Below are 20,005 nucleotides of genomic sequence, written 5' to 3' on the forward strand. Positions count from 1 at the left end.
ATTGCCATCCATTTTTACATAATATGTATTTTATATATTTCTAGCTTAATCCAACCTTTATTTGATACTTTATAATAATATTTCATCTATTATTACCTAGTTTCAACCCTATATCCTAAATCGGCCAAAGCTTTTTTATCTTTACTCCAGCCCGGTTTCACAACTACTTCAAGCTTTAAAAACACCTTTTTACCACAAATTTCTTCTATATTTTTCCTGGCTTGTGTACCTATCCTTTTGATGGCACTTCCGCCCTTTCCTATGATCATACCTTTTTGTGACTTTTTTTCCGTTATGATATTGGCATATACTTTTTCTACATCAGGTAACTCTTCAACCTTTTCAACCACAACGTCACTAAGGTAAGGTATCTCATCGCTTAGGTTGTCAAAGAGTGCTTCTCTTATATACTCTTTGTATATCTCTTTTAAATTTTCGGTAGTTAAAAGTTCAGGATCATAAAGATAGGGATGTTCGGGTATATATTTTATTATGATATCCAAAAGCTCACTCTGTTTCGTTCCTTTTTTGATGGAGATGGGAACCAACTCTTTATAATATTCTTGATATTTGTGATACTGGGATATCTTTTTAAGCAAAGCATCTTTGCTAACTAGATCCATTTTGGTTAGTAAAACTATATGGGGAGTGTTTTTTTTATTGAGCTCCAAAAACTTTTCATACTCTTCTATACTGTCTTTAACCGAGGCTAAAAAAAGTATAAGATCACAATCCCCTATGGCTTTTAGAGCTTCTTCGAGCATAAATTGATTTAGAAGTCTCTCTTTCTGATGGATTCCTGGAGTATCTATGAAAATAATTTGTGCATTTTTGTGCATTACTATGAAATTCATTCTTTTTCTAGTAGCATTTGCTTTGTGAGAAACAAGAGCTAACTTTTCACCGATAAGCCAATTTAAAAGAGAGCTTTTACCACTGTTTGGTCGCCCGACAACCGAAACGAAGCCCGCTTTTGTTTCACTCATTATATAGTCTCCCTACAATTAATTGGCTTTAGATATGCCCTTTGAAGTTAAAAGCATAAATCATTCCACAATCTACCATTAAAGTATATACCTTGAAACTTCCTCATCTTCTATCACTTCATCGAGCTTTTCGTGCACCAACTCTTTGGTTACTGTTATGGTTTCGCCTTTATGCTCATCCGCATCATAACTTATCTCTTCTAAGACTCTCTCTATGACAGTATGCAGCCTTCTTGCACCTATATCTTCAGTTTTTTCATTGGTTATGTGGGAGATTCTTGCCATCGCTCTTATGGCGTCATCATCAAACTTCAACTCAACCCCTTCTGTACTTAAAAGTGCTTCATACTGTCTAAGAAGTGAATTTTTAGGTCTTGTAAGAATTTGATAAAGAACTTCTTCATCAAGTGAGCTAAGTTCTACCCTCAAAGGAAATCTTCCTTGAAGTTCCGGTATCAAATCGCTCGGTTTTGTCAAGTGAAAAGCACCCGCGGCTATAAAAAGTATATGATCGCTTTTTACCACACCGTATTTTGTGTTGATGCTGCTTCCTTCGACTATCGGCAAAAGGTCTCTTTGAACACCCTCTTTGCTTGGGTCTTGTCTTGAGTTATTTTTTTGACTTACCGCTATCTTGTCTATCTCATCTATAAAAACTATACCGCCGTTTTCCACTCTTTTTAATGCTTCACTTTTTACCAAGTCCATATCGAGTAAAGCTTCGCTTGCTTCATTTTTGAGTATCTCTCTCGCTTCTTTTACGGTTACCTCTTTTTTTATCTTTTCTCTGCCGCTTCCAAGTATCTTGATAAATGATTCTTGCACTTTTATAACTTCCGGAGGCAAAGAACTGTCACTACTCTCACCGAATCCTTTTTGCATTTCAAGCTCTATTTTTAGATCATCGAGTTCACCGTTTCTAAGCTTGGCTAACATTCTTTGATAACTTTTTTCATAATCCTCTTTTTTTTCGGCGGTTGCTCCTTTTGGTAATGGAGGAAGTAGTTTTTCAAGTATCTTTTTTTCTATATAGTTATCTATAGAGTCTTTGTTTTTTTCTTTATGTTCCTGTTTTACAAGATTTATGGCATTTGAAACGAGATCTCTTATCATAGACTCCACATCTCTTCCGACAAATCCCACTTCAGTATATTTGCTAGCTTCTACTTTTACAAAAGGAAGGCTTAGCATCTTGGCTAACCTTCTTGCTATCTCGGTTTTACCGACACCTGTTGATCCTATCATAAGGATATTTTTAGGCATTATCTCTTCTTGCATCTCTTTTGGAAGTTTCATTCTTCTATATCTGTTTCTAAGAGCCACGGCTATGGCTTTTTTCGCATCTTTTTGACCTATGATATACTCATCAAGGTATGATACTATCTGTTTTGGTGTTAAATTCATTTACTTTTCATCCTTATCTTCTAAAGTATAGATATTTATATTGGTATTGGTATATATGCAAAGTTCGCCGGCGATTTGGAGTGACTCTTTAACTATGGATTCTTCATCAAGGTTTGAGTGCTTTTTTAAAGCTCTTGCGGCACTTATGGCAAAGTTTCCACCGCTTCCTATGGCGGCTATGGTTTTATCTTCAGGCTCCACTACATCTCCGGTTCCACTTAGGATAAAGATATGCTTTGTGTTTAGCACTATCATCATAGCTTCAAGTCTTCTTAGATACTTATCTTTTCTCCACTCTTTTGAAAACTCTATGGCAGCCTTTAAAAGGTCGCCTTTTCTCTGCTCCAAAATCCCCTCGAACATATCAAAAAGGTTAAAAGCATCTGCAGTACTTCCGGCAAATCCGGCTAAAACTTTACCGTTATGAAGTTTTCTTATCTTTACGGCATTTCCTTTTAAGACGGTATTGCCAAATGTCACCTGTCCGTCACCGCCTATAACGGCTTTATTTTTGCCCTTAAAAGCAAGTATGGTCGTAGCTTCAAACACCCTACTCTCCTGTTACTTCAACTTGAACTTTGGCATGTATACCATGACCGAGCTTTAGTGATATCTCATACTCACCGGTAGCCTTTATGGCTTTATCAAGTTCAACATGCTTTTTATCTATCTCATAGCCTGTTTGATTTAATATCTCTTTTGCTATCTCTTCTTTTGTTACCGCTCCAAAAAGTGAGCCGTTAGCCCCAAGCTTTCTTTTTATAACGACTTTCTTATCTTTTAAATTTTTCTCTATCTCTTTAAGCTTTTCTATAAGGGCTTCCTCTTCCTCTTTTTTTCTTTTTTGCTCCTCTTCCCACTCTTTTATAACTTCAGCGGTAGCAACTTTCGCAAAACCTTTCGCAACCAAAAAGTTTCTACCGTATCCGTCTTTTACCTCTTTAATTTCACCGGCTTTTCCCAAGCTTTTAACATCTTTTATAAGTAAAACTTTCATGCATATTTCCTTGTCTATATTTTTGGATGATATTATAGCAGAATATATTTTATGAATAGGTAACACAACTAAAAGACGATCTTTTAAGTAGGTTTTGTGCAGGTTGAAAGTAATATAAGTATCTAAATGTTGTGGACCAATACAAAGACTTGACAAAATGAATATTATTGAATACAATGTATTATATTTTATGTAGGAGGATTGTTTATGAAAACTGTAACAATGCGAGTTGATGATGCAATTTATAAAATTATAAAAACAGCTGCCGATGGTCAAAGAAGAAACATTTCAAACTTTATCCAGTACGCAACACTACAATATTTGACTTCGTCTCAATATGTTAGTGATAATGAAATGAATGATATATTAAATGATAAAGAATTGGTTAAAAATTTGGAAATTGGTTTAAAAGAGGTAAAAAACGGAGACTATACGATTGTATAACTTCAAGATAGCAGAAACAAAAAATTTTCAAAAAATCAAAAAGCAGATTGACAAAAAAATATATGATAAAATTATCAATATAGTATACCCTCAATTAAAAATAAATCCATACTTTGGAACAAATATAAAAAAACTTAAAGGCAAGTTTGAAGGATATTATAGATACAGACTTGGAAATTATAGGCTTTTTTACCTTATCGAGGATGAGAAAGTGGTGATAGTGGTAACAGATTTTAGCCATAGACAAGGTGCATATGATTAAAACATTAAAAGGGAACACCTTGATAGAGTCCAAGTAGGTAGCGTTCAACAATCTGTGTCAGCATCGAATAATTCCTAAAATTATATCATAAATCTAAAGCATCATTCAACCTACCATCGAAATAGATAGTAAGTTGAGAGATGGTAAGCGACCAGTTTCTGATTGGCATAGTCCACTTTTCCTGAGCATTTTTAATTCCCATATAGAGTAATTTGAGTAAACTTTCATCGTTTGGAAAAGCACCTTTGCTCTTGGTAAGGGTACGAAATTGTCGATGCACTGACTCGATAACCTCCCTCTCAAAAGAAGAAGTTGCCAAACTCTCCATTTGCTAAAATAGGGAACTTAGGGTTGAGTTGAGTATATGTACATTATCACCTTTTTTGGCTCTTAGAGTCGTTCCGAGATATGGAAGATTTACACCGTATGTTTTGGTTTTTGGATTGCCTTTTGGCAAGAGTTGGGCAAGAGATGATTGCAAACTAAGCTCATAATACAACTCTTTACCCTCTCTTCTTCCTTTCTCCAAAGGAGGCACGAAAAAATTCCTTGAAGAGATAGACTCTTTTGCTTCCAAAAATCCGACAGGAGCTACGCTAGCTGCTGCCATTGCTTTTAAAAATGTCCTTCTTTTTAGCATTTTGATCCTTTTTGCTTTATCCAGATTTTGGGATTATCATAACATTACAAAATAAATAGGCTCTAAATGCCATATTAACGCAATATTACCCTATCTTTCTTTTTTCCAAATTTCTATAATAAATATTATATGCAAATATGAAAACAATGGTTGAAATATAGAAAAAAACTTCAAGCAAGGATGGATTTGCATTGTATCCAAAGAGGGCTTTTAAAAAACTACCACTTATACTCTCTTCACTCAATATATGATTTATATCCCATACTTGCTCGATAAATACAGGCAATACTCCCGCCTCTTGAAATTCATATACACTGTGAGCCAACAATCCGGCGGCAAAAAAGACAAATACAAATGAACTTATAGCAAATATATATCTTAGTTTTATGTATCTTGCTCCTTTATAGACAAGATATCCTACTCCAACCCCGGCAGCTGCTCCCAAAGATGAAAACAAAAAGGAAAAGCCGTTTTGATTCAATGCTACGGAATTTAAAAAGATAGTTGTTTCAACACCTTCTCTTAAAATTGAAAAAAATACCAAAAGCAACAATGCCATATTGCCGCCTTTTTGGATACTACTATCGACACTAAGCGACAGTTTCTCTTTGATATTTTGATTGGCAGACATCCAAATGATAAAAAAGAGCATCAGCACTGCTCCTCCAGCCATCGTGACACCCTCAAATATCTGCTCCTTGACTCCCGTAAAACCTCCAAGAACTTTATGAAACATTATCGCACCAAGTATACTTCCTATCACACCAAAAAGTATACCTCTGTTGACGTACTTGATATAGTGTGTATTGTTACTCTTTTTAAGGTATCCGTATATAATACCGACTACAAGTGACGCTTCTAAAAAGTCCCTAAAAGTTATGATAAACTCTTGCATACTAAACTCCCGTAAATTTTGTTAAATTATCATTATATGATAATGATAATGAGTATCATAACTAAAACAAGCTTTAAGTTATATTATCCATCCGGTTAAAAGATAAAGCAAATGATAGTGTTAAGAAGTATGCATTATAAATATACTTTGTGAGTCTTTATACTCGTAAGTTAGCTTCATATTGTGATTTAAAAGAATACTGTGAACTATATACAAACCAAGACCAAAGCTTTGTTTGTTTGTGTCGCCGGTTTTAAAAAACGGCTCAAAGTATTTCTCCAAAGGGTATTTTAACTTTTGGGAGTTGTTGATAAAAGATATCTTATCTTTTTCTATGATGACAGTCGCTTTTTTATCTTTTGAATATTTCAAGGCGTTATCCAAAAGATTTTTTACGGCAATGCTAAAAAGTTTGAAATTGACAAAAAGTTTTGTATTTTCATCTTTTTCTATGATAGTTATATGTTCTTCATCTTCAAAAAGTATATCAAGTGCATTATCTATGATGTCTATGGCAAAGTATTCACTCTTTTGTACCTTGCCTTGCCTTGAGATCAATTCTTCTATAGTTGCAAATTCACTTATAAGAGTTTCGAGCCTCAAAAAAAGCTTTTCCATTTTTTTACGATTTTCTTCGGTTTGAGGAAGTTTTGTCAAAAACCTTCCTTTGGTTATAGGAGTTTTAAGTTCATGCATGATATTTCGCAAAAATATATCCCTTGACTCTCGTAAAACTTTTAAGTTGTCTATGGATTTGTCAAACTCTTTTGCCAAATTGGCTATCTCATCATTTCCCTTGATATTTATATCTATATCTTCAAGTTTACCTTTGCCAAGGCTTTGTATCTTTTTTTGAAGTATTTTAAGAGGATAAAGTTTTTTAATGATGGATATATAAGATATGAACAGTACCAAAGTGATGATAACAAGAGCTATAAGTATATATCTGGTATTTAACATATTTGGGTTGTTATCTCTTAGAACCATTTCAAACATAGGATTTTTAAAAAATATATAGTACTTCTTATCTTTTTTAAAAATCCTCATCTTGTACATAGGAGTATAAATGTTACAAACATGATCCATGTCATCATGGATATTCTCTTTTATCTCTTTGGCACTTAGTATCTCTATATTTAAATTTGCCAGTTTTTCTGATAGCCTTTTGGATATCGTTCCGTGATTGTTATGAAGTTGGAACAAGACAGTGTTTACTATGGTAGAGTATTTTCTTTTTAAAAAATTATTGTGTCTTTTTTCACTGTTTTTTATGACTATAAAAAATGTGATACCGATAAAAAATATGGATATCAAAAAAACGGTAGTAATGTTGAAAAATATAGAATTTTTATTGATCTTCACTTACGGACTTCTCCTAACACCTATGAAAAGTCCAATTTATACCCCATCCCTCTTATCGTTTGAAGATATTTGGGATTTTTCGGATCTTCTTCTATTTTTTTTCTTATGCGATTTATGATAACCGCTAAGGAGCTGTCGAAATTGTACTCTTCATTTTCAAAACTTCCTTGAGAAAGAAGCTCTTCTCTTGGGATGATGTATCCTCGCTTTTTGATGAAAAAAGCGAGGATCATATACTCAGCGGCAGTTAGCTTGAGTACTTCACCGTTTTTCTTGATCTCTTTTTTTTCAGGATCAAGTTCAAACATATGTTTTTTATCATACTCTTTGTTTGTGTGTGTATGTTTTTCATATCTTCTAAGTATGGCTTTTATCCTTACTTCAAGCTCTCTTGGATCATAAGGCTTAGGCAGATAGTCATCAGCTCCTAGTTTAAGAGCCGTAACTTTATCTACTATGCTACTTCTTGCGGATGAAATGATGATGGGTATATTTGCATTTTCCACCACTTCCTTACAGACATCAAGTCCATCCATTCCGGGAAGCGTAAGATCAAGTATAAGCAAATCGTACTCTTTTAAAGAGAGTGCTCCAAGGCCGATATATGGATCTTCAAAATTTTCAACCTCTATACCGAAATCCTTTAAGTACTCTATCAGCACTCCGGCTAATTCCGCATCATCTTCTATCATCGCAATTTTTATCAACTTCTTTACCTCATTGTTATATGTTTAGCTCTTATGAGTGCAACAAAATCCTCTCTTTGTTTTTTATCAAGGATTTTAAATATACCATCAAGCATATTTGCTCTTGATTTTATCATATTCTCTCTTTTGGATTTCATAATCTGTATAAATTTATCTTTATCAAAACTGTCTTTGCCAAATGCATCAAGGATTTTATCCATATTTGCCATATTTTTCTTTTGAAGTGCTTGTATCTCTTTTTTTTGGGTATCGCTGAGATTTAGTTTATTTAGCATATTCATCATCATTTTGGTATGCATTTTTCTCATATTTCTCATCATTTGCATGGGATTTTGCATCATGCCACCTCTCATACCCATAGCTCCTCTTTGATGTTTGTTCATCATGTACTTTGGCCCCATCTGCCCTCCTCTTTGCATCATCATTTGAGAGCCCATCATACCTTGTTGCATTCCCTGCCCCATCATAGTGTCATTGTCTCCGTCACCACCGTGCGCCATCAGCACTGTCGCCAAACCCAAAGAAGCTACCGCTGTAACCAAAATCCTCTTTTTCATTTCATCTCCTTTAATTTTTATCACTTCCGTGATTTATTTGTGATGAAATTGTAACACCCTCCCTTAAACTAGGTTTGAACGACATATTAACACTATATTAACCGATATAATTGAGCATATCCAAAATATGCTGCGATATATGATACTTCTTGCCTGCAACATCTTTTATATCAAGTTCGACGAATTTTCCCTCTTTATACCCTATCACTATATTTGACTTGTCACTTCTAAGAAGTACGTCTACAGCTTTGACTACAAACTCAAATGCCATCAACCTTTCAAATACCGTCGGATTCCCACCTCTTTGTATATAGCCAAGCACACTCTTTCTCGTTTCAAGTCCCAGATTTTTCTCTATCCATTCAACCATACAGTCTGTCTTTCCAACTCCTTCGGCTATAAAGCATAGAACATAGTTTCTTCCATTTTCTATCTCTTTTAAAAGTAGCTCTTTAGCAAGGTTAAGGTCAAGATCTACTTCAGGTATCAAACACAATTCAGCCCCACAGGCTATAGCGGATGTAGCACAAAGATATCCACACTCCCTGCCCATGGTCTCTATGACAAAACCTCTTTTAAAAGTTGAAGCGGTATCTCGTATCTTGTCACTTGCATCCCTTATGACATTTAAAGCCGTATCGACCCCTATGCAATACTCAGTCCCTGCTATATCATTATCTATGGTAGCGGGAATCCCTACAAATCTTATATCAAACTCTTTACAAAACAGATCCATCGCCCTAAAGCTTCCGTCACCTCCAAGCACTATCAAAGAATCTATACCTTTTTTTTCAAGATTTTCAAATGCGATTTGTCTGTACTTTTTTTCGTACCATCTTTTTGATCTTGAAGTTCCTATGATAGATCCGCCTCTATGCAGTATTCCACTTACATCATGGTGAGTGGCTTTTTTGATATTATCATCTATGAGCCCCTCAAGTCCGTTATATATAAAATATGGGGTTTTGCCATTGAATCCGGCATAATCCACAAATCTTTTAAGAGCCGGATTCATCCCGGGTGCATCACCACCTGAACACATTATAGCTATAGACATTTCATTCTCCTGTTTAAAATTATCATAATTATACCACCATTAAGCAAACAAACGGTTAATTTGTTTCATTTTTACACATATATAAAATTTTTAGTGACATCTTTATAACATTTAGAGTAATGCTACGATTTTGCTATGATAACTTTTTATAATATAACGTTCAAAAAATTAAAAAGGAGAAGCTTATGACTGAAGAGAATGCAAAAGCTTACTGGAAAGAGAATATCTCTACCATACTGAAGCTTTTATTTATTTGGTTTATAGTCTCATACGGTGCTGGGATACTTTTCATCAACCAGCTTAACGCCATCGAAATAAGCGGGGTAAAACTCGGTTTTTGGTTTGCGCAACAAGGCTCTATTTATGTCTTTGTTATTTTGATTTTTGTATATGCAAAATGGATGAATAGCATAGATGAAAAATACGATGTACACGAGTAAGGAGAAATCATGGATTTACAAACTTTAATTTATCTTTTTGTCGGACTCTCTTTCGCTCTATATATCGGTATAGCCATTTGGAGTAAAGCAGGAAGTACAAAAGAGTTTTATGTTGCGGGAGGCGGGGTTCACCCTATAGCAAACGGTATGGCTACAGCTGCGGATTGGATGAGTGCGGCATCATTTATATCACTAGCCGGTATTATCGCTTTCAAAGGAAGTGACGGCGGAGCGTATCTTATGGGCTGGACAGGAGGCTATGTTCTTTTGGCACTGCTTTTAGCTCCTTATCTTAGAAAATTCGGAAAATTCACAGTTCCTGATTTTATCGGGGATAGATACTACTCGGACTTGGCCAGGACCGTTGCCGTTATAGCGGTTATCTTCATCTCCTTTACATATGTCGCCGGACAAATGAGAGGTGTCGGTATAGTTTTTTCAAGATTTTTACAGGTTGATGTCAATACCGGTGTTATCATAGGTATGGCCATAGTCTTTATATATGCCGTACTTGGTGGAATGAAAGGTATAACCTATACTCAAGTTGCCCAATACACAGTTATGATATTTGCCTATACCATTCCTGCCATATTCCTTTCTATTCAGGTAACAGGCAATGCAATACCTCAATTAGGTATTTTTGGTCAAACCACATTTGCATTTCATGATGGAGTTAAAACCATACCGTCTGGTACATTTTTGATGCATGCACTTGACCAATCCATACAGGATTTAGGCTTTAGTGCATACACACAGCCTGGAAGTCTTTGGAATATGTTCATGCTAACAGTTGCTTTGATGGTCGGAACTGCCGGTCTTCCTCACGTTATCGTAAGATTTTTTACCGTACCTAGAGTAAGAGATGCCAGGATAAGTGCAGGGTGGGCATTGCTTTTTATAGCCATTTTATATACCACTGTTTCTTCCGTAGCGGCTTTTTCAAGAGTGAATCTTATCAAAAATGTACAAAATGTACCATACAAAGAGTTTGTTGAAGGAAAAGTCAAACATCTCAATGGCACTCCAAATGACGGTCACTGGTTTAAAACATGGGAAGACGGAGGTCTTTTGGCATGGAATGACAGAAACAAAGACGGTAAGATACAGTATGCTCACGGTAAAGCTTTTATCGGTAAAAAAGGCAAACCTCATTTTGACGGCAAAACAGCGCCCGATGGTCACAGGCTTACCTCAAATCCAGCCGGACCACCAACAGAAGCAGAATTGAAAAAAAATCATGGTATAGCCAATGAGATATATGTTGACAGGGATATCATGGTTTTAGCCAACCCTGAAATAGCGAACTTACCTAACTGGGTCATAGCATTTATCGCAGCGGGTGGTTTGGCGGCTGCTTTGTCAACTGCCGCAGGACTTTTGCTGGTCATTTCCTCTTCTATTTCACACGATTTGATGGGACAGGTACTTTTCAAAGACCCGACTACCGGTCTTTCAAAACTTAGTGAAAAAGCTGAGCTTATGTGGGCAAGGATCGCAGCAGTCGTAGCGATACTGGTGGCAGGGTATCTGGGCATCAATCCTCCGGGGTTCGTTGCGCAGGTCGTTGCATTTGCATTTGGTTTGGCTGCAGCTAGTTTCTTCCCTGCGATTATCATGGGAATATTCTATAAAAGAATGAACAAGCAAGGTGCGATAGCCGGTATACTAACCGGTCTTATCTTTACCTTTGGATATATAGTTTACTTTGTATTTATGGGTGGCGATCCAAAAGATTATCTTTTTGGAGTAGCACCTACAGGCATTGGAACGATAGGTATGGTACTTCACTTCATTGTAGCTATCATCGTATCGAACATGACTCCGCCGCCTCCAAAAGAGATACAGGAAATTGTTGAAAACATAAGAGTTCCTAGAGGAGCCGGTGCGGCAGTAGCACACTAAAACACAGAGGGGGAAACCCCTCTGTATATCTAAAGAGGTGATATGAGTTTACATGACCAAAAAGAGTTTTTAAAAAGTATTCATCCGTTTGATATGCTTAGCGATAAGGAGCTTGATATAGCCATCAAAGAGACAACCATAGCGTATTATCCAAAAGAGAGCATACTTATATCTGAAACGATGATACCCCAAAAACTATTTTTTATCATCAAAGGAGTCGTTAACGAATACAGCAAGAAAGAACTCATAAGAGAATACAGAGAGAAAGATTTTTTTGATGAAGATACCCTGCTGTACGATAAAAGTGAGCATATATTTATAACGGCGGAGGATTTGATATGTTACGAATTGAGCAAAAAAGGTTTTTTAACTCTTTTTAATTCCAACAAAGAGTTTAAAAACTTTTTTCTACTGGATATAACCGGCAAATTACAAGCCCTTAGCAAAAGATCGAACAAAAGCGAAGATATAAGTGATTTTATGACTTCAAAAGTCAGTGAGGCATATCTTCATAAACCTTGTATAGTGGATGAAAATTCTACTTTGGAAGATGCCGTTAAATTTTCCATAAAAGAAAACAGCTCATCCATCATCATACAAACAAAAAACGGATATGGCATCATAACCGACAGTGATCTTAAAAAGTACCTGCTTTTCGGTCTGAAATACCTCAAAACCAAAGTCAAAAATGCGGCAAATTATCCTCTTGTCTGTATAGAATGGGATGATTTTTTATATAACGCTCTTTTTGTTTTTACCAAATACTCCATAAAAAGAGTAGGCGTTTTGAAAGATGGTATTTTAGTAGGTGTTTTAGAACAGATAGACCTACTTAGTTTCTTTGCCAATCAAACACATTTGGCCATAGTAAAAACCCAAAAAGCAACCAATATAGAAGAGCTGAAAGAGGCAAGCAAAGACTACATCAACATAGTAAAAGCTCTGCATGCAAAAAATGTACAATTTAGATATATTTCAAAACTCATCTCAGAGATAAACAGTAAAATCTTTCAAAAGCTTTTCGAATTTACAATCCCTGTTGAACTAAGAGACAAATGCTCTTTTATAGTCATGGGAAGTGAAGGAAGAGAGGAGCAGGTCATAAGAACCGATCAAGATAATGCACTTATCATAAAAGACGGCATAGACAAAGAGAAATTTTACCCTTATGCCAAAAAGATAAATGAAGCACTTTTAAGTTTCGGTTATCCCAAGTGTGACGGTGACATCATGCTTTCTAACAACTACTGGTGCAAAAACGAAAACGAATATAAAAAAGAGTTGGATAAATGGATATTTTCTCCTGATGAGGAGAGTTTTATGTACTTTTCCATATTTTTTGATGCAAGAAGCGTAGCGGGAGATGAGAAAATACTTGAAAGTCTTAAGGATTATATGTTTGAACAATTTGATGGTAAAAATGATATTTACATGGCACATTTTGCAAAATTATCACTTCTTTTTGAAACACCTGTAGGATTTTTGTCGGCAATTTTAGGAAAAAACAGACAGATAGATATCAAAAAAGCAGGTATTTTTCCTATCGTTCAGGGAGTAAGAGCATTTTCTTTAAAATACAAGATAAAAGAGTTTTCCTCATTCCAAAGAATAGAATCACTAAACAAAAAACATATCATAAGTGACTCGCTTAAAGATGAACTTTTAGAAGCATTTGAAATCCTCTCGTCACTAAGAGTGGAAACCGGACTTAAAAAAATAGAAGAGGCAAAAAAGCCTGACAATATCATCGATCCGCATGATTTGACCAAGATCAAACAGGATTTGCTCAAAGATAGTTTACAAATTGTAAACAATTTCAAGAAATTCATATCACATCACTTCTCTTTAGAGAAAGTTTTATGATAAATAGAATAAAATATAACTTAAACAAAAGAAGACTCAAAGATCAAAAATATGAGTACCTTTTCAACAACAAGGAGTATAATGAGTTAGTTTCGATAGATCTTGAGACGACGGGACTAAATCCCAAAAAAGACGAGATACTATCCATAGGTGCGGTAAAGATAAGAAACAATGAAATTCTTACCAATGAAAGTTTGGAGCTTTTTGTAAAACCAAAATATAAGATAAGCGAAAAAAGCATACAAATTCATCACATAAGACCATGTGATTTAAAAAATGCAATCGAAGCTGATGATGCTATAAAAAAAGTACTGGAGTTCATAGAAGGTAGAACCCTTGTGGGATATTATATAAAATTTGACTATGAAATGCTAAGTAAATATACCACAAAGTTGATAGGCTGTAAACTACCCAACAAAACCATAGAACTCTCATCGATGTATTACAAAAGAAGGAAGAGATCCTCGGCTTATGAGTTTGTTGATTTGAAATTCGATACTATTTTAAAGGAGCTTGATTTGCCAAGACTTTATAAGCACGATGCTTTGAACGATGCCATCATGTCGGCCATGATGTATTTGAAGTTAAAAAACATACCTGAGTACAAGGGTGCTTACAGTTGATTGTTTTTTTGTGTATTTGAGGCAAATATACAAACAAACAATTTAAAGGAGGCTAAATGAGCGAAATATTTTATCCCAACAGGGAATTTAGCAAACAAGCTAGAGTGAAAAATATGTGTGAGTACAAAGAGATTTGTGCTGAAGTCGATGATGATTATGAAGCATACTGGGACAAGATGGCAAAAGAGAAGATCGAGTGGTATAAGCCTTATGATAAAGTCTTAGATGAGAGCGATGCACCGTTTTACAAATGGTTCACAGGCGGAAAACTAAATGTCACTCACCAATGTATAGGAAGACACTTAGATACCAGGAAAAACAAAGCTGCCATTATATGGGAGGGGGAAGATGGATCAAGAAGAATCATCACTTATCTTTTGCTTTACTACAGGGTAAATAGATTTGCAAACCTCATGAAAAATAGATTTGGTATAAAAAAAGGTGATAGAGTAGTTATCTATATGCCTATGATCCCTGAAGCTGCATTTGCAATGTTGGCATGCGCAAAGATAGGCGCTATTCACTCTGTTGTTTTTGGAGGATTTAGCGCTGAAGCTTTAAGAGACAGGATCATAGATGCCGGAGCGAAACTTGTCATCACTGCTGATGGAGCTTACAGAAGAGGAAATCCGTACCTTTTAAAACCAATAGTGGATAAAGCTTTGGAAGAGGGATGCGAATGCGTTGAAAATGTACTTATAGTGCAAAGAAACTTTGAAGAAGTTGATATGGTAGAAGGAAGAGACCATATCTACAATGATCTTATAGGTCAGGAGAGTGAATTTTGTGAAGCGGAAGTGATGGACAGTGAAGATCCTCTCTTTTTGCTTTACACTTCTGGAAGTACCGGAAAACCAAAAGGTGTTCAGCACTCTCAAGCTGGCTACATACTTTGGGCTCAATACACTATGGAAAATGTCTTTGACGTAAAAGAAAACGATACTTTTTGGTGTACAGCTGATGTAGGCTGGATCACAGGGCACACATATATAGTGTATGGGCCTCTTGCCATAGGCGCGACTACAGTAATGTACGAGGGTGTTCCACTTTATCCAAATGCCGGCAGATGGTGGAAAATGATAGAAGAGTTGAGAGTCAACCAGTTTTATACTGCACCTACAGCTATAAGACTTTTGCATAAAGTAGGAGCCGATGAACCGGCTAAGTATGACTTAAGCAGCTTAAAAGTTCTTGGAACAGTCGGCGAGCCTATCAACCCTGATGCATGGATGTGGTACTATGATGTTATAGGCGGAGGAAGGTGTCCTATAGTCGATACTTGGTGGCAAACCGAAACAGGCGGTCATATGATAAGCCCACTTCCAGGAGCTACTCCTATAAAACCGGGTTCTGCTACATTCCCGCTTCCTGGCATCAAAGCTGAGATCATAGATGAAGAGGGTAATAAAATGCCAACAGGAGAAAAAGGACTTCTTTGCATCACAAAACCATGGCCTAGTATGATAAGAACTATCTGGGGAGATCCTGAAAGGTTTAAAAAATCATATTTTGGGGATTGTAAAAAAGATGGAAAACCTGTTTACTTTTCAGGCGATGCAGCTATATATGACGAAGACGGATACATTTTTATAACCGGAAGAACAGATGATGTTATCAATGTCTCAGGTCATAGACTAGGAACTGCAGAGATAGAAGGCGTTATAGGTCATGAAGAACATGTAGCGGAAGTTGCGGTTGTAGGAAAACCTGATGAGATAAAAGGTGAGGATGTATTTGCTTATATCGTTACCAAAAAAGATGTAGATGAAGCGACTCTTTTAAAAAGTATCAATGCACTTATAACCAAAGAGATAGGACCTATCGCAAAAGTCGGATCCATTTTGATAGTTCCAGGCTTACCTAAGACAAGAAGTGGTAAAATTATGCGAAGGATTTTAAGATCCATCGCCAAAGGTGAAGAGATAACCCAGGATATCTCTACCATAGAGGATCCTTCCATAGTCGGAACCATAGAAAAACTTTTCAAAGAAAAAAATTAGGAGCAAAGTATGAAAAACCATAAAGTCATAGATATAAAGATCACTTATGATCCTGAATTGATAGATGATGAGGAGAGACTAGATCAAAAGATCAAAGATTTTCTTGAAGATTTGAAAGCAAAGAAAGGCGTGACAATAAGAGCCAAAAGACATAAAGTAGAGCTTGATTATATGCCTGATGAGTATGGTCTGGTTTGATTCAAAGGGGAAAATTCCCCTTTGAATTTAAATCCTTACCTCTTTTATAGCTTGAACCAACAACTCAAAAGATTCCTCACTGTAGTGTTCAACCTGTTCTATATCCGCAAGAACCTTATCCATATCATTTTTCTCAAAGTACTCATCCAAAGCCTTCTTGAGAAGTTGATGTACATTTCTATGTTCTTGGTCTATTTTTTGCAAAACTTGCTGGTTTTTACTTAAAAGTTTTCTAACTTCACTTCCGAACCATTTGCCAAACCTGCAACTGTTTTCATCGACAAGATTGACTTTTTTCTTATCTATCATAGCTTTATATGCTTGAAGTTTCAATTTTATATGGTCAATCTTGCCGTTACTTACATGCATCTCTCTTGTGATATTTGTAGTTAGATTTTGTATCTCTTTAGAATTGTCTCTGGCTTTATCGGCGGCTTCTTTAAATTCTCCAAGTATCGAAGTTCCTTTATCTGCCTCTTCCCTGAAAGTCTCAGTTGCTGCAAGTATGGTAGAAGTGCTTTGTTTTAGAGTGCTTATGTTTATCTCTACTTCTTGCGTAGCTTTTTGGGTTCTCTCAGCCAGTTTCCTGACTTCATCGGCAACCACTGCAAAGCCTCTGCCGTGCTCACCGGCACGTGCTGCTTCTATAGCGGCATTTAGTGCCAAAAGGTTTGTCTGATCACTTATATCTTTTATCAGATTTATGATATCGGCAATGGAATTTACATGATCATTTAATGCATTCGAGTCATCTTGGAGTCCGACTGTCATCTCTTCTATCTTTTGCATAGACTCCACCACACTGTCTGTATTGGTTTCTATCTTATCCATCTCTGATGCATTTTCGCCGTTTAGCTTATCTGCAGCTTCTAGCATAGTTAGATTTTCTTCTATAGTATCTTGCAAAAATCTGACTCCGCTGTCATAACTTTTCAAGATAACATCAAGAAGTTTTATCTTGGCTTCATCATCACTCGTACAACTCTTTTTATCTTCATTGAAACTGTAGGATGATTTTTCTTTTTGACACTCATCCAACTCATTTTTAAGTCTTTCATTCTCAGCTTTTAGATTTTTTATCTCTTCCTCAAGCTCTCTTATCCTTCCTCCTGAAAACATTGCTCCTCCTTCTATAAAACAATTTTGTGATTTATTTTATCTTATTAAAAATTATGTTAATATTAATCAGCTATAATATACCTATGAAAATCAAAACCACCCCCTCAGTCGTCATCAGAATACTTCTTTGGATATTCATACTCATTGGTGGCATATACTTTGGCTTTTACTTTGATGGTATCTACTTTAAAGAGTGGGTAAAAAATCCTATCTTTCACATCTTTTCATTTATCATAGGATTTTTTTTGATGAAACTCTCTTTTCACGCGGCGAAAGTAGGAGGAAGAGAACTTAAAAAACATGGCAGAGAAGGAGATATCCCAAGACTCGAGACAAACAAGCTGGTTACTAGCGGGATATTTTCATGTTTTAGGCATCCTATGCTCTTTGGACTCTCTTTCATACCACTTGCTTTGGCTCTCATGGTAGGCTCAGTTACTTTCATACTTTTTATAGCTCCACTTGAGATGGTATTTATCCTCATAATGGTACTGATTTTTGAAGAGATGGAGTGTTATAAAAAATTTGGCAAAGATTATGAAGTTTACAAGAGAAAAACTCCAATCTTTTCAAAAGATTGGAGTTGCTATAAAAAACTTTTTTGGGATTAGAGATATATCTCGCTTCCTTTTTCCCTAAAGTGTTCAGCCTGCTCTTTCAAACCCTCTTTTAAAGCCTCTTCTTCATCTTTTATCTCTTTTTCTTTTGCATACTCTCTAACATCTTCAGTTATCTTCATAGAGCAAAATTTCGGTCCGCACATTGAGCAAAAATGAGCTACTTTCGCACTCTCTCTTGGAAGGGTGCTATCGTGAAACTCTCTAGCTCGATCAGGGTCAAAGCCGATATTGAACTGATCATACCATCTAAATTCGAACCTTGCTTTACTCATGGCATTATCTCTTATCTGAGCTCCCGGGTAACCTTTGGCCAAATCTGCCGCATGAGCTGCTATCTTGTAAGTTACTATACCCTCTCTTACATCCTCTTTTGTCGGAAGTCCAAGATGCTCTTTTGGAGTAACATAACATAGCATCGCCGTTCCATACCATCCTATCTGCGCTGCACCTATGGCTGAAGTTATATGATCATATCCCGGAGCCACATCAGTTACCAATGGTCCCAAAGTGTAAAACGGTGCTTCATAGCACTCTTTTAACTCTTTTGTCATATTCTCTTTTATCATATGCATCGGCACATGCCCTGGCCCCTCTATCATGACCTGTACATCATGCTTCCATGCTATCTTGGTAAGCTCTCCCAAAGTCTCAAGTTCGGCAAACTGGGCTTCATCGTTCGCATCATAAATCGAGCCCGGTCTTAAACCGTCCCCCAATGAAAAAGCCACATCATAAGCTTTCATGATTTCACAAATATCCTCAAAATGCTCATATAAAAAGCTCTCTTTATGGTGAAAAAGACACCATTTTGCCATGATGGAGCCTCCTCTTGAGACGATACCGGTCAGTCTTTTGGCAGTCATAGGAACATACTTCAGTCTAACTCCGGCGTGTATGGTAAAGTAGTCCACTCCCTGTTCGGCTTGTTCTATAAGGGTATCTCTAAAGATTTCCCATGTTAGATTTTCCGCAATTCCATTTACCTTTTCAAGTGCTTGGTATATAGGAACGGTACCTATAGGAACAGGTGAATTTCTTACTATCCACTCTCTTGTTTCATGTATATTGGCTCCGGTTGAGAGATCCATAACGGTATCGCCACCCCATCTAATAGACCATATCATTTTTTCTACTTCTTCGGCTATCGAAGAAGTGGTAGCTGAGTTTCCTATGTTTGCATTGATCTTTACCATAAAGTTTCTACCTATGATCATAGGCTCACACTCAGGATGGTTTATATTGGCAGGAAGTACAGCTCTACCGGCTGCTATCTCATCTCTTACAAATTCCGGAGTATAAACTTCGGGCAAATTCGCTCCAAAACTTTCGCCTTTGTGTTGGGCGGCTAAAAGCCCGTTTTCTTTTGCATATTCGAGTTTTTGGTTTTCTCTTATAGCTACAAACTCCATCTCAGGGGTTATGATACCTTGTTTGGCTAAGTGCATCTGGGTAACATTTTTACCTTTTTTGGCTCTTTTAGGTTTTCTTACATTTGGAAATCTAACTCCGCTTAAACTATCATCTTCATTTCTTTTATGAAAATACTTTGAAGTAAAGTCACCAAGATCTTCTATCTCAACTCTTTCTTTTATCCAAGGCTCTCTTATGGGGTTTATGCCCTTTGTCAAGTCTATCTTAACTTCAGGATCGGTATATGCCCCCATGGTATCGTAAACATACAAAGGTGGATTTTTTTCGATCGTTCCATCACTTTTTCTCGTGTCTTCAAGTATGATCTTTCTAAAAGGAACTCTTATATCTTCTCTTGAACCCGTTTCATAAACTTTTTGAGAACTTGGAAAATTCTCTAAAAGTGTTGGATCAACTTCTCTAAGTGTCTGTAGTAAATCTGATTTCATATTTTCTCCTTCCTACGCCGGCATTATCCGGATCAGGTTCAAACCCAAATTTGGGTTAGGGGTATATTCT

The 20,005-nt window shown here is 36.3% G+C and carries 21 protein-coding genes and 2 pseudogenes; 9 read left to right on the forward strand and 14 right to left on the reverse strand.

What is annotated here, in order from left to right; genetic code table 11:
• Positions 1–92: 92 nt before the first annotated feature.
• The 4 genes from era to rplI form a co-directional block, all read right to left on the reverse strand.
• Positions 93–986, reverse strand: coding sequence for a GTPase Era (gene era, locus ACZ47B_RS04365; RefSeq protein WP_464895464.1), 894 nt, complete (start codon positions 984–986; stop codon positions 93–95).
• Between the two features lie 78 nt (positions 987–1,064).
• On the reverse strand, positions 1,065–2,390 hold the full coding sequence (gene hslU, locus ACZ47B_RS04370) for an HslU--HslV peptidase ATPase subunit (protein ID WP_464895465.1): 1,326 nt from the start codon (positions 2,388–2,390) through the stop codon (positions 1,065–1,067).
• Positions 2,391–2,939, reverse strand: a complete 549-nt coding sequence (gene hslV, locus ACZ47B_RS04375; protein WP_464895466.1) for an ATP-dependent protease subunit HslV — start codon at positions 2,937–2,939, stop codon at positions 2,391–2,393.
• Position 2,940: 1 nt separating this feature from the next.
• Complete coding sequence (gene rplI, locus ACZ47B_RS04380; protein WP_464895467.1) at positions 2,941–3,387, reverse strand: 50S ribosomal protein L9; 447 nt, start codon at positions 3,385–3,387, stop codon at positions 2,941–2,943.
• A gap of 207 nt (positions 3,388–3,594) precedes the next feature.
• On the opposite strand from rplI, the gene ACZ47B_RS04385 reads away from it, so the two are divergent.
• Together ACZ47B_RS04385 and ACZ47B_RS04390 are read left to right on the forward strand one after the other, a co-directional pair.
• Positions 3,595–3,831, forward strand: coding sequence for a CopG family transcriptional regulator (locus ACZ47B_RS04385; RefSeq protein ID WP_464895468.1), 237 nt, complete (start codon positions 3,595–3,597; stop codon positions 3,829–3,831).
• A complete protein-coding gene (locus tag ACZ47B_RS04390; RefSeq protein ID WP_464895469.1) occupies positions 3,824–4,093 on the forward strand; it encodes a type II toxin-antitoxin system RelE family toxin in 270 nt (89 codons plus the stop codon). The genes ACZ47B_RS04385 and ACZ47B_RS04390 overlap by 8 nt, the downstream gene beginning before the upstream one ends.
• Positions 4,094–4,178: 85 nt before the next feature.
• Here the strand turns inward: ACZ47B_RS04390 and ACZ47B_RS04395 are convergent.
• From ACZ47B_RS04395 to ACZ47B_RS04425, 7 genes and pseudogenes are all read right to left on the reverse strand, one after another.
• Positions 4,179–4,379 (reverse strand): annotated as a pseudogene (locus ACZ47B_RS04395) (IS256 family transposase); the annotation flags it as partial.
• Between the two features lie 45 nt (positions 4,380–4,424).
• Positions 4,425–4,733 (reverse strand): hypothetical protein, encoded by a 309-nt coding sequence (locus tag ACZ47B_RS04400; RefSeq protein ID WP_464895470.1) that lies wholly within the window; start codon positions 4,731–4,733, stop codon positions 4,425–4,427.
• Between the two features lie 85 nt (positions 4,734–4,818).
• Positions 4,819–5,628 carry an FTR1 family iron permease gene (locus tag ACZ47B_RS04405; RefSeq protein WP_464895471.1) on the reverse strand — a complete coding sequence of 270 codons (810 nt, stop codon included), beginning with the start codon at positions 5,626–5,628 and terminating at the stop codon, positions 4,819–4,821.
• Positions 5,629–5,748: 120 nt separating this feature from the next.
• Entirely contained in the window at positions 5,749–6,990 is a 1,242-nt protein-coding gene (locus tag ACZ47B_RS04410) for an ArsS family sensor histidine kinase (RefSeq protein WP_464895472.1), read from the reverse strand.
• Positions 6,991–7,010: 20 nt separating this feature from the next.
• Complete coding sequence (locus tag ACZ47B_RS04415; RefSeq protein ID WP_464895473.1) at positions 7,011–7,697, reverse strand: response regulator transcription factor; 687 nt, start codon at positions 7,695–7,697, stop codon at positions 7,011–7,013.
• A 5-nt stretch (positions 7,698–7,702) separates the two neighbouring features.
• On the reverse strand, positions 7,703–8,254 hold the full coding sequence (locus ACZ47B_RS04420; RefSeq protein ID WP_464895474.1) for a hypothetical protein: 552 nt from the start codon (positions 8,252–8,254) through the stop codon (positions 7,703–7,705).
• Between the two features lie 97 nt (positions 8,255–8,351).
• Complete coding sequence (locus tag ACZ47B_RS04425; RefSeq protein ID WP_464895475.1) at positions 8,352–9,311, reverse strand: 6-phosphofructokinase; 960 nt, start codon at positions 9,309–9,311, stop codon at positions 8,352–8,354.
• A 185-nt stretch (positions 9,312–9,496) separates the two neighbouring features.
• Here ACZ47B_RS04425 and ACZ47B_RS04430 point away from each other — a divergent pair, with 185 nt between their 5' ends.
• The 6 genes from ACZ47B_RS04430 to ACZ47B_RS04455 are packed head-to-tail and all read left to right on the forward strand — an operon-like array spanning position 9,497 to position 16,337.
• Positions 9,497–9,751, forward strand: a complete 255-nt coding sequence (locus ACZ47B_RS04430) for a DUF4212 domain-containing protein (RefSeq protein ID WP_464895476.1) — start codon at positions 9,497–9,499, stop codon at positions 9,749–9,751.
• 9 nt (positions 9,752–9,760) lie between these two features.
• Entirely contained in the window at positions 9,761–11,653 is a 1,893-nt protein-coding gene (locus ACZ47B_RS04435) for a sodium:solute symporter family protein (protein ID WP_464895477.1), read from the forward strand.
• A gap of 42 nt (positions 11,654–11,695) precedes the next feature.
• Positions 11,696–13,516 (forward strand): DUF294 nucleotidyltransferase-like domain-containing protein, encoded by a 1,821-nt coding sequence (locus ACZ47B_RS04440; RefSeq protein WP_464895478.1) that lies wholly within the window; start codon positions 11,696–11,698, stop codon positions 13,514–13,516.
• Entirely contained in the window at positions 13,513–14,139 is a 627-nt protein-coding gene (locus tag ACZ47B_RS04445; protein ID WP_464895479.1) for a 3'-5' exonuclease, read from the forward strand. The genes ACZ47B_RS04440 and ACZ47B_RS04445 overlap by 4 nt, the downstream gene beginning before the upstream one ends.
• Before the next feature lie 56 nt (positions 14,140–14,195).
• Positions 14,196–16,139, forward strand: coding sequence for an acetate--CoA ligase (gene acs, locus ACZ47B_RS04450; RefSeq protein ID WP_464895480.1), 1,944 nt, complete (start codon positions 14,196–14,198; stop codon positions 16,137–16,139).
• Between the two features lie 9 nt (positions 16,140–16,148).
• A complete protein-coding gene (locus tag ACZ47B_RS04455; protein WP_464895481.1) occupies positions 16,149–16,337 on the forward strand; it encodes a hypothetical protein in 189 nt (62 codons plus the stop codon).
• Positions 16,338–16,364: 27 nt separating this feature from the next.
• Here the strand turns inward: ACZ47B_RS04455 and ACZ47B_RS04460 are convergent, their stop codons facing one another.
• Positions 16,365–16,706 (reverse strand): CZB domain-containing protein, encoded by a 342-nt coding sequence (locus ACZ47B_RS04460; protein WP_464895700.1) that lies wholly within the window; start codon positions 16,704–16,706, stop codon positions 16,365–16,367.
• Between the two features lie 27 nt (positions 16,707–16,733).
• Positions 16,734–17,456: pseudogene (locus ACZ47B_RS04465) on the reverse strand (methyl-accepting chemotaxis protein); the annotation flags it as partial.
• Between the two features lie 83 nt (positions 17,457–17,539).
• On the opposite strand from ACZ47B_RS04465, the gene ACZ47B_RS04470 reads away from it, so the two are divergent.
• Positions 17,540–18,067, forward strand: a complete 528-nt coding sequence (locus ACZ47B_RS04470; protein ID WP_464895482.1) for a methyltransferase family protein — start codon at positions 17,540–17,542, stop codon at positions 18,065–18,067.
• On the opposite strand, the gene thiC is transcribed toward ACZ47B_RS04470, so the two are convergent.
• Positions 18,064–19,935 carry a phosphomethylpyrimidine synthase ThiC gene (gene thiC, locus ACZ47B_RS04475; protein ID WP_464895483.1) on the reverse strand — a complete coding sequence of 624 codons (1,872 nt, stop codon included), beginning with the start codon at positions 19,933–19,935 and terminating at the stop codon, positions 18,064–18,066. The genes ACZ47B_RS04470 and thiC overlap by 4 nt on opposite strands.
• Between the last annotated feature and the right edge of the window lie 70 nt (positions 19,936–20,005).

The sequence above is a fragment of the Thiofractor thiocamini genome (assembly GCF_055384375.1).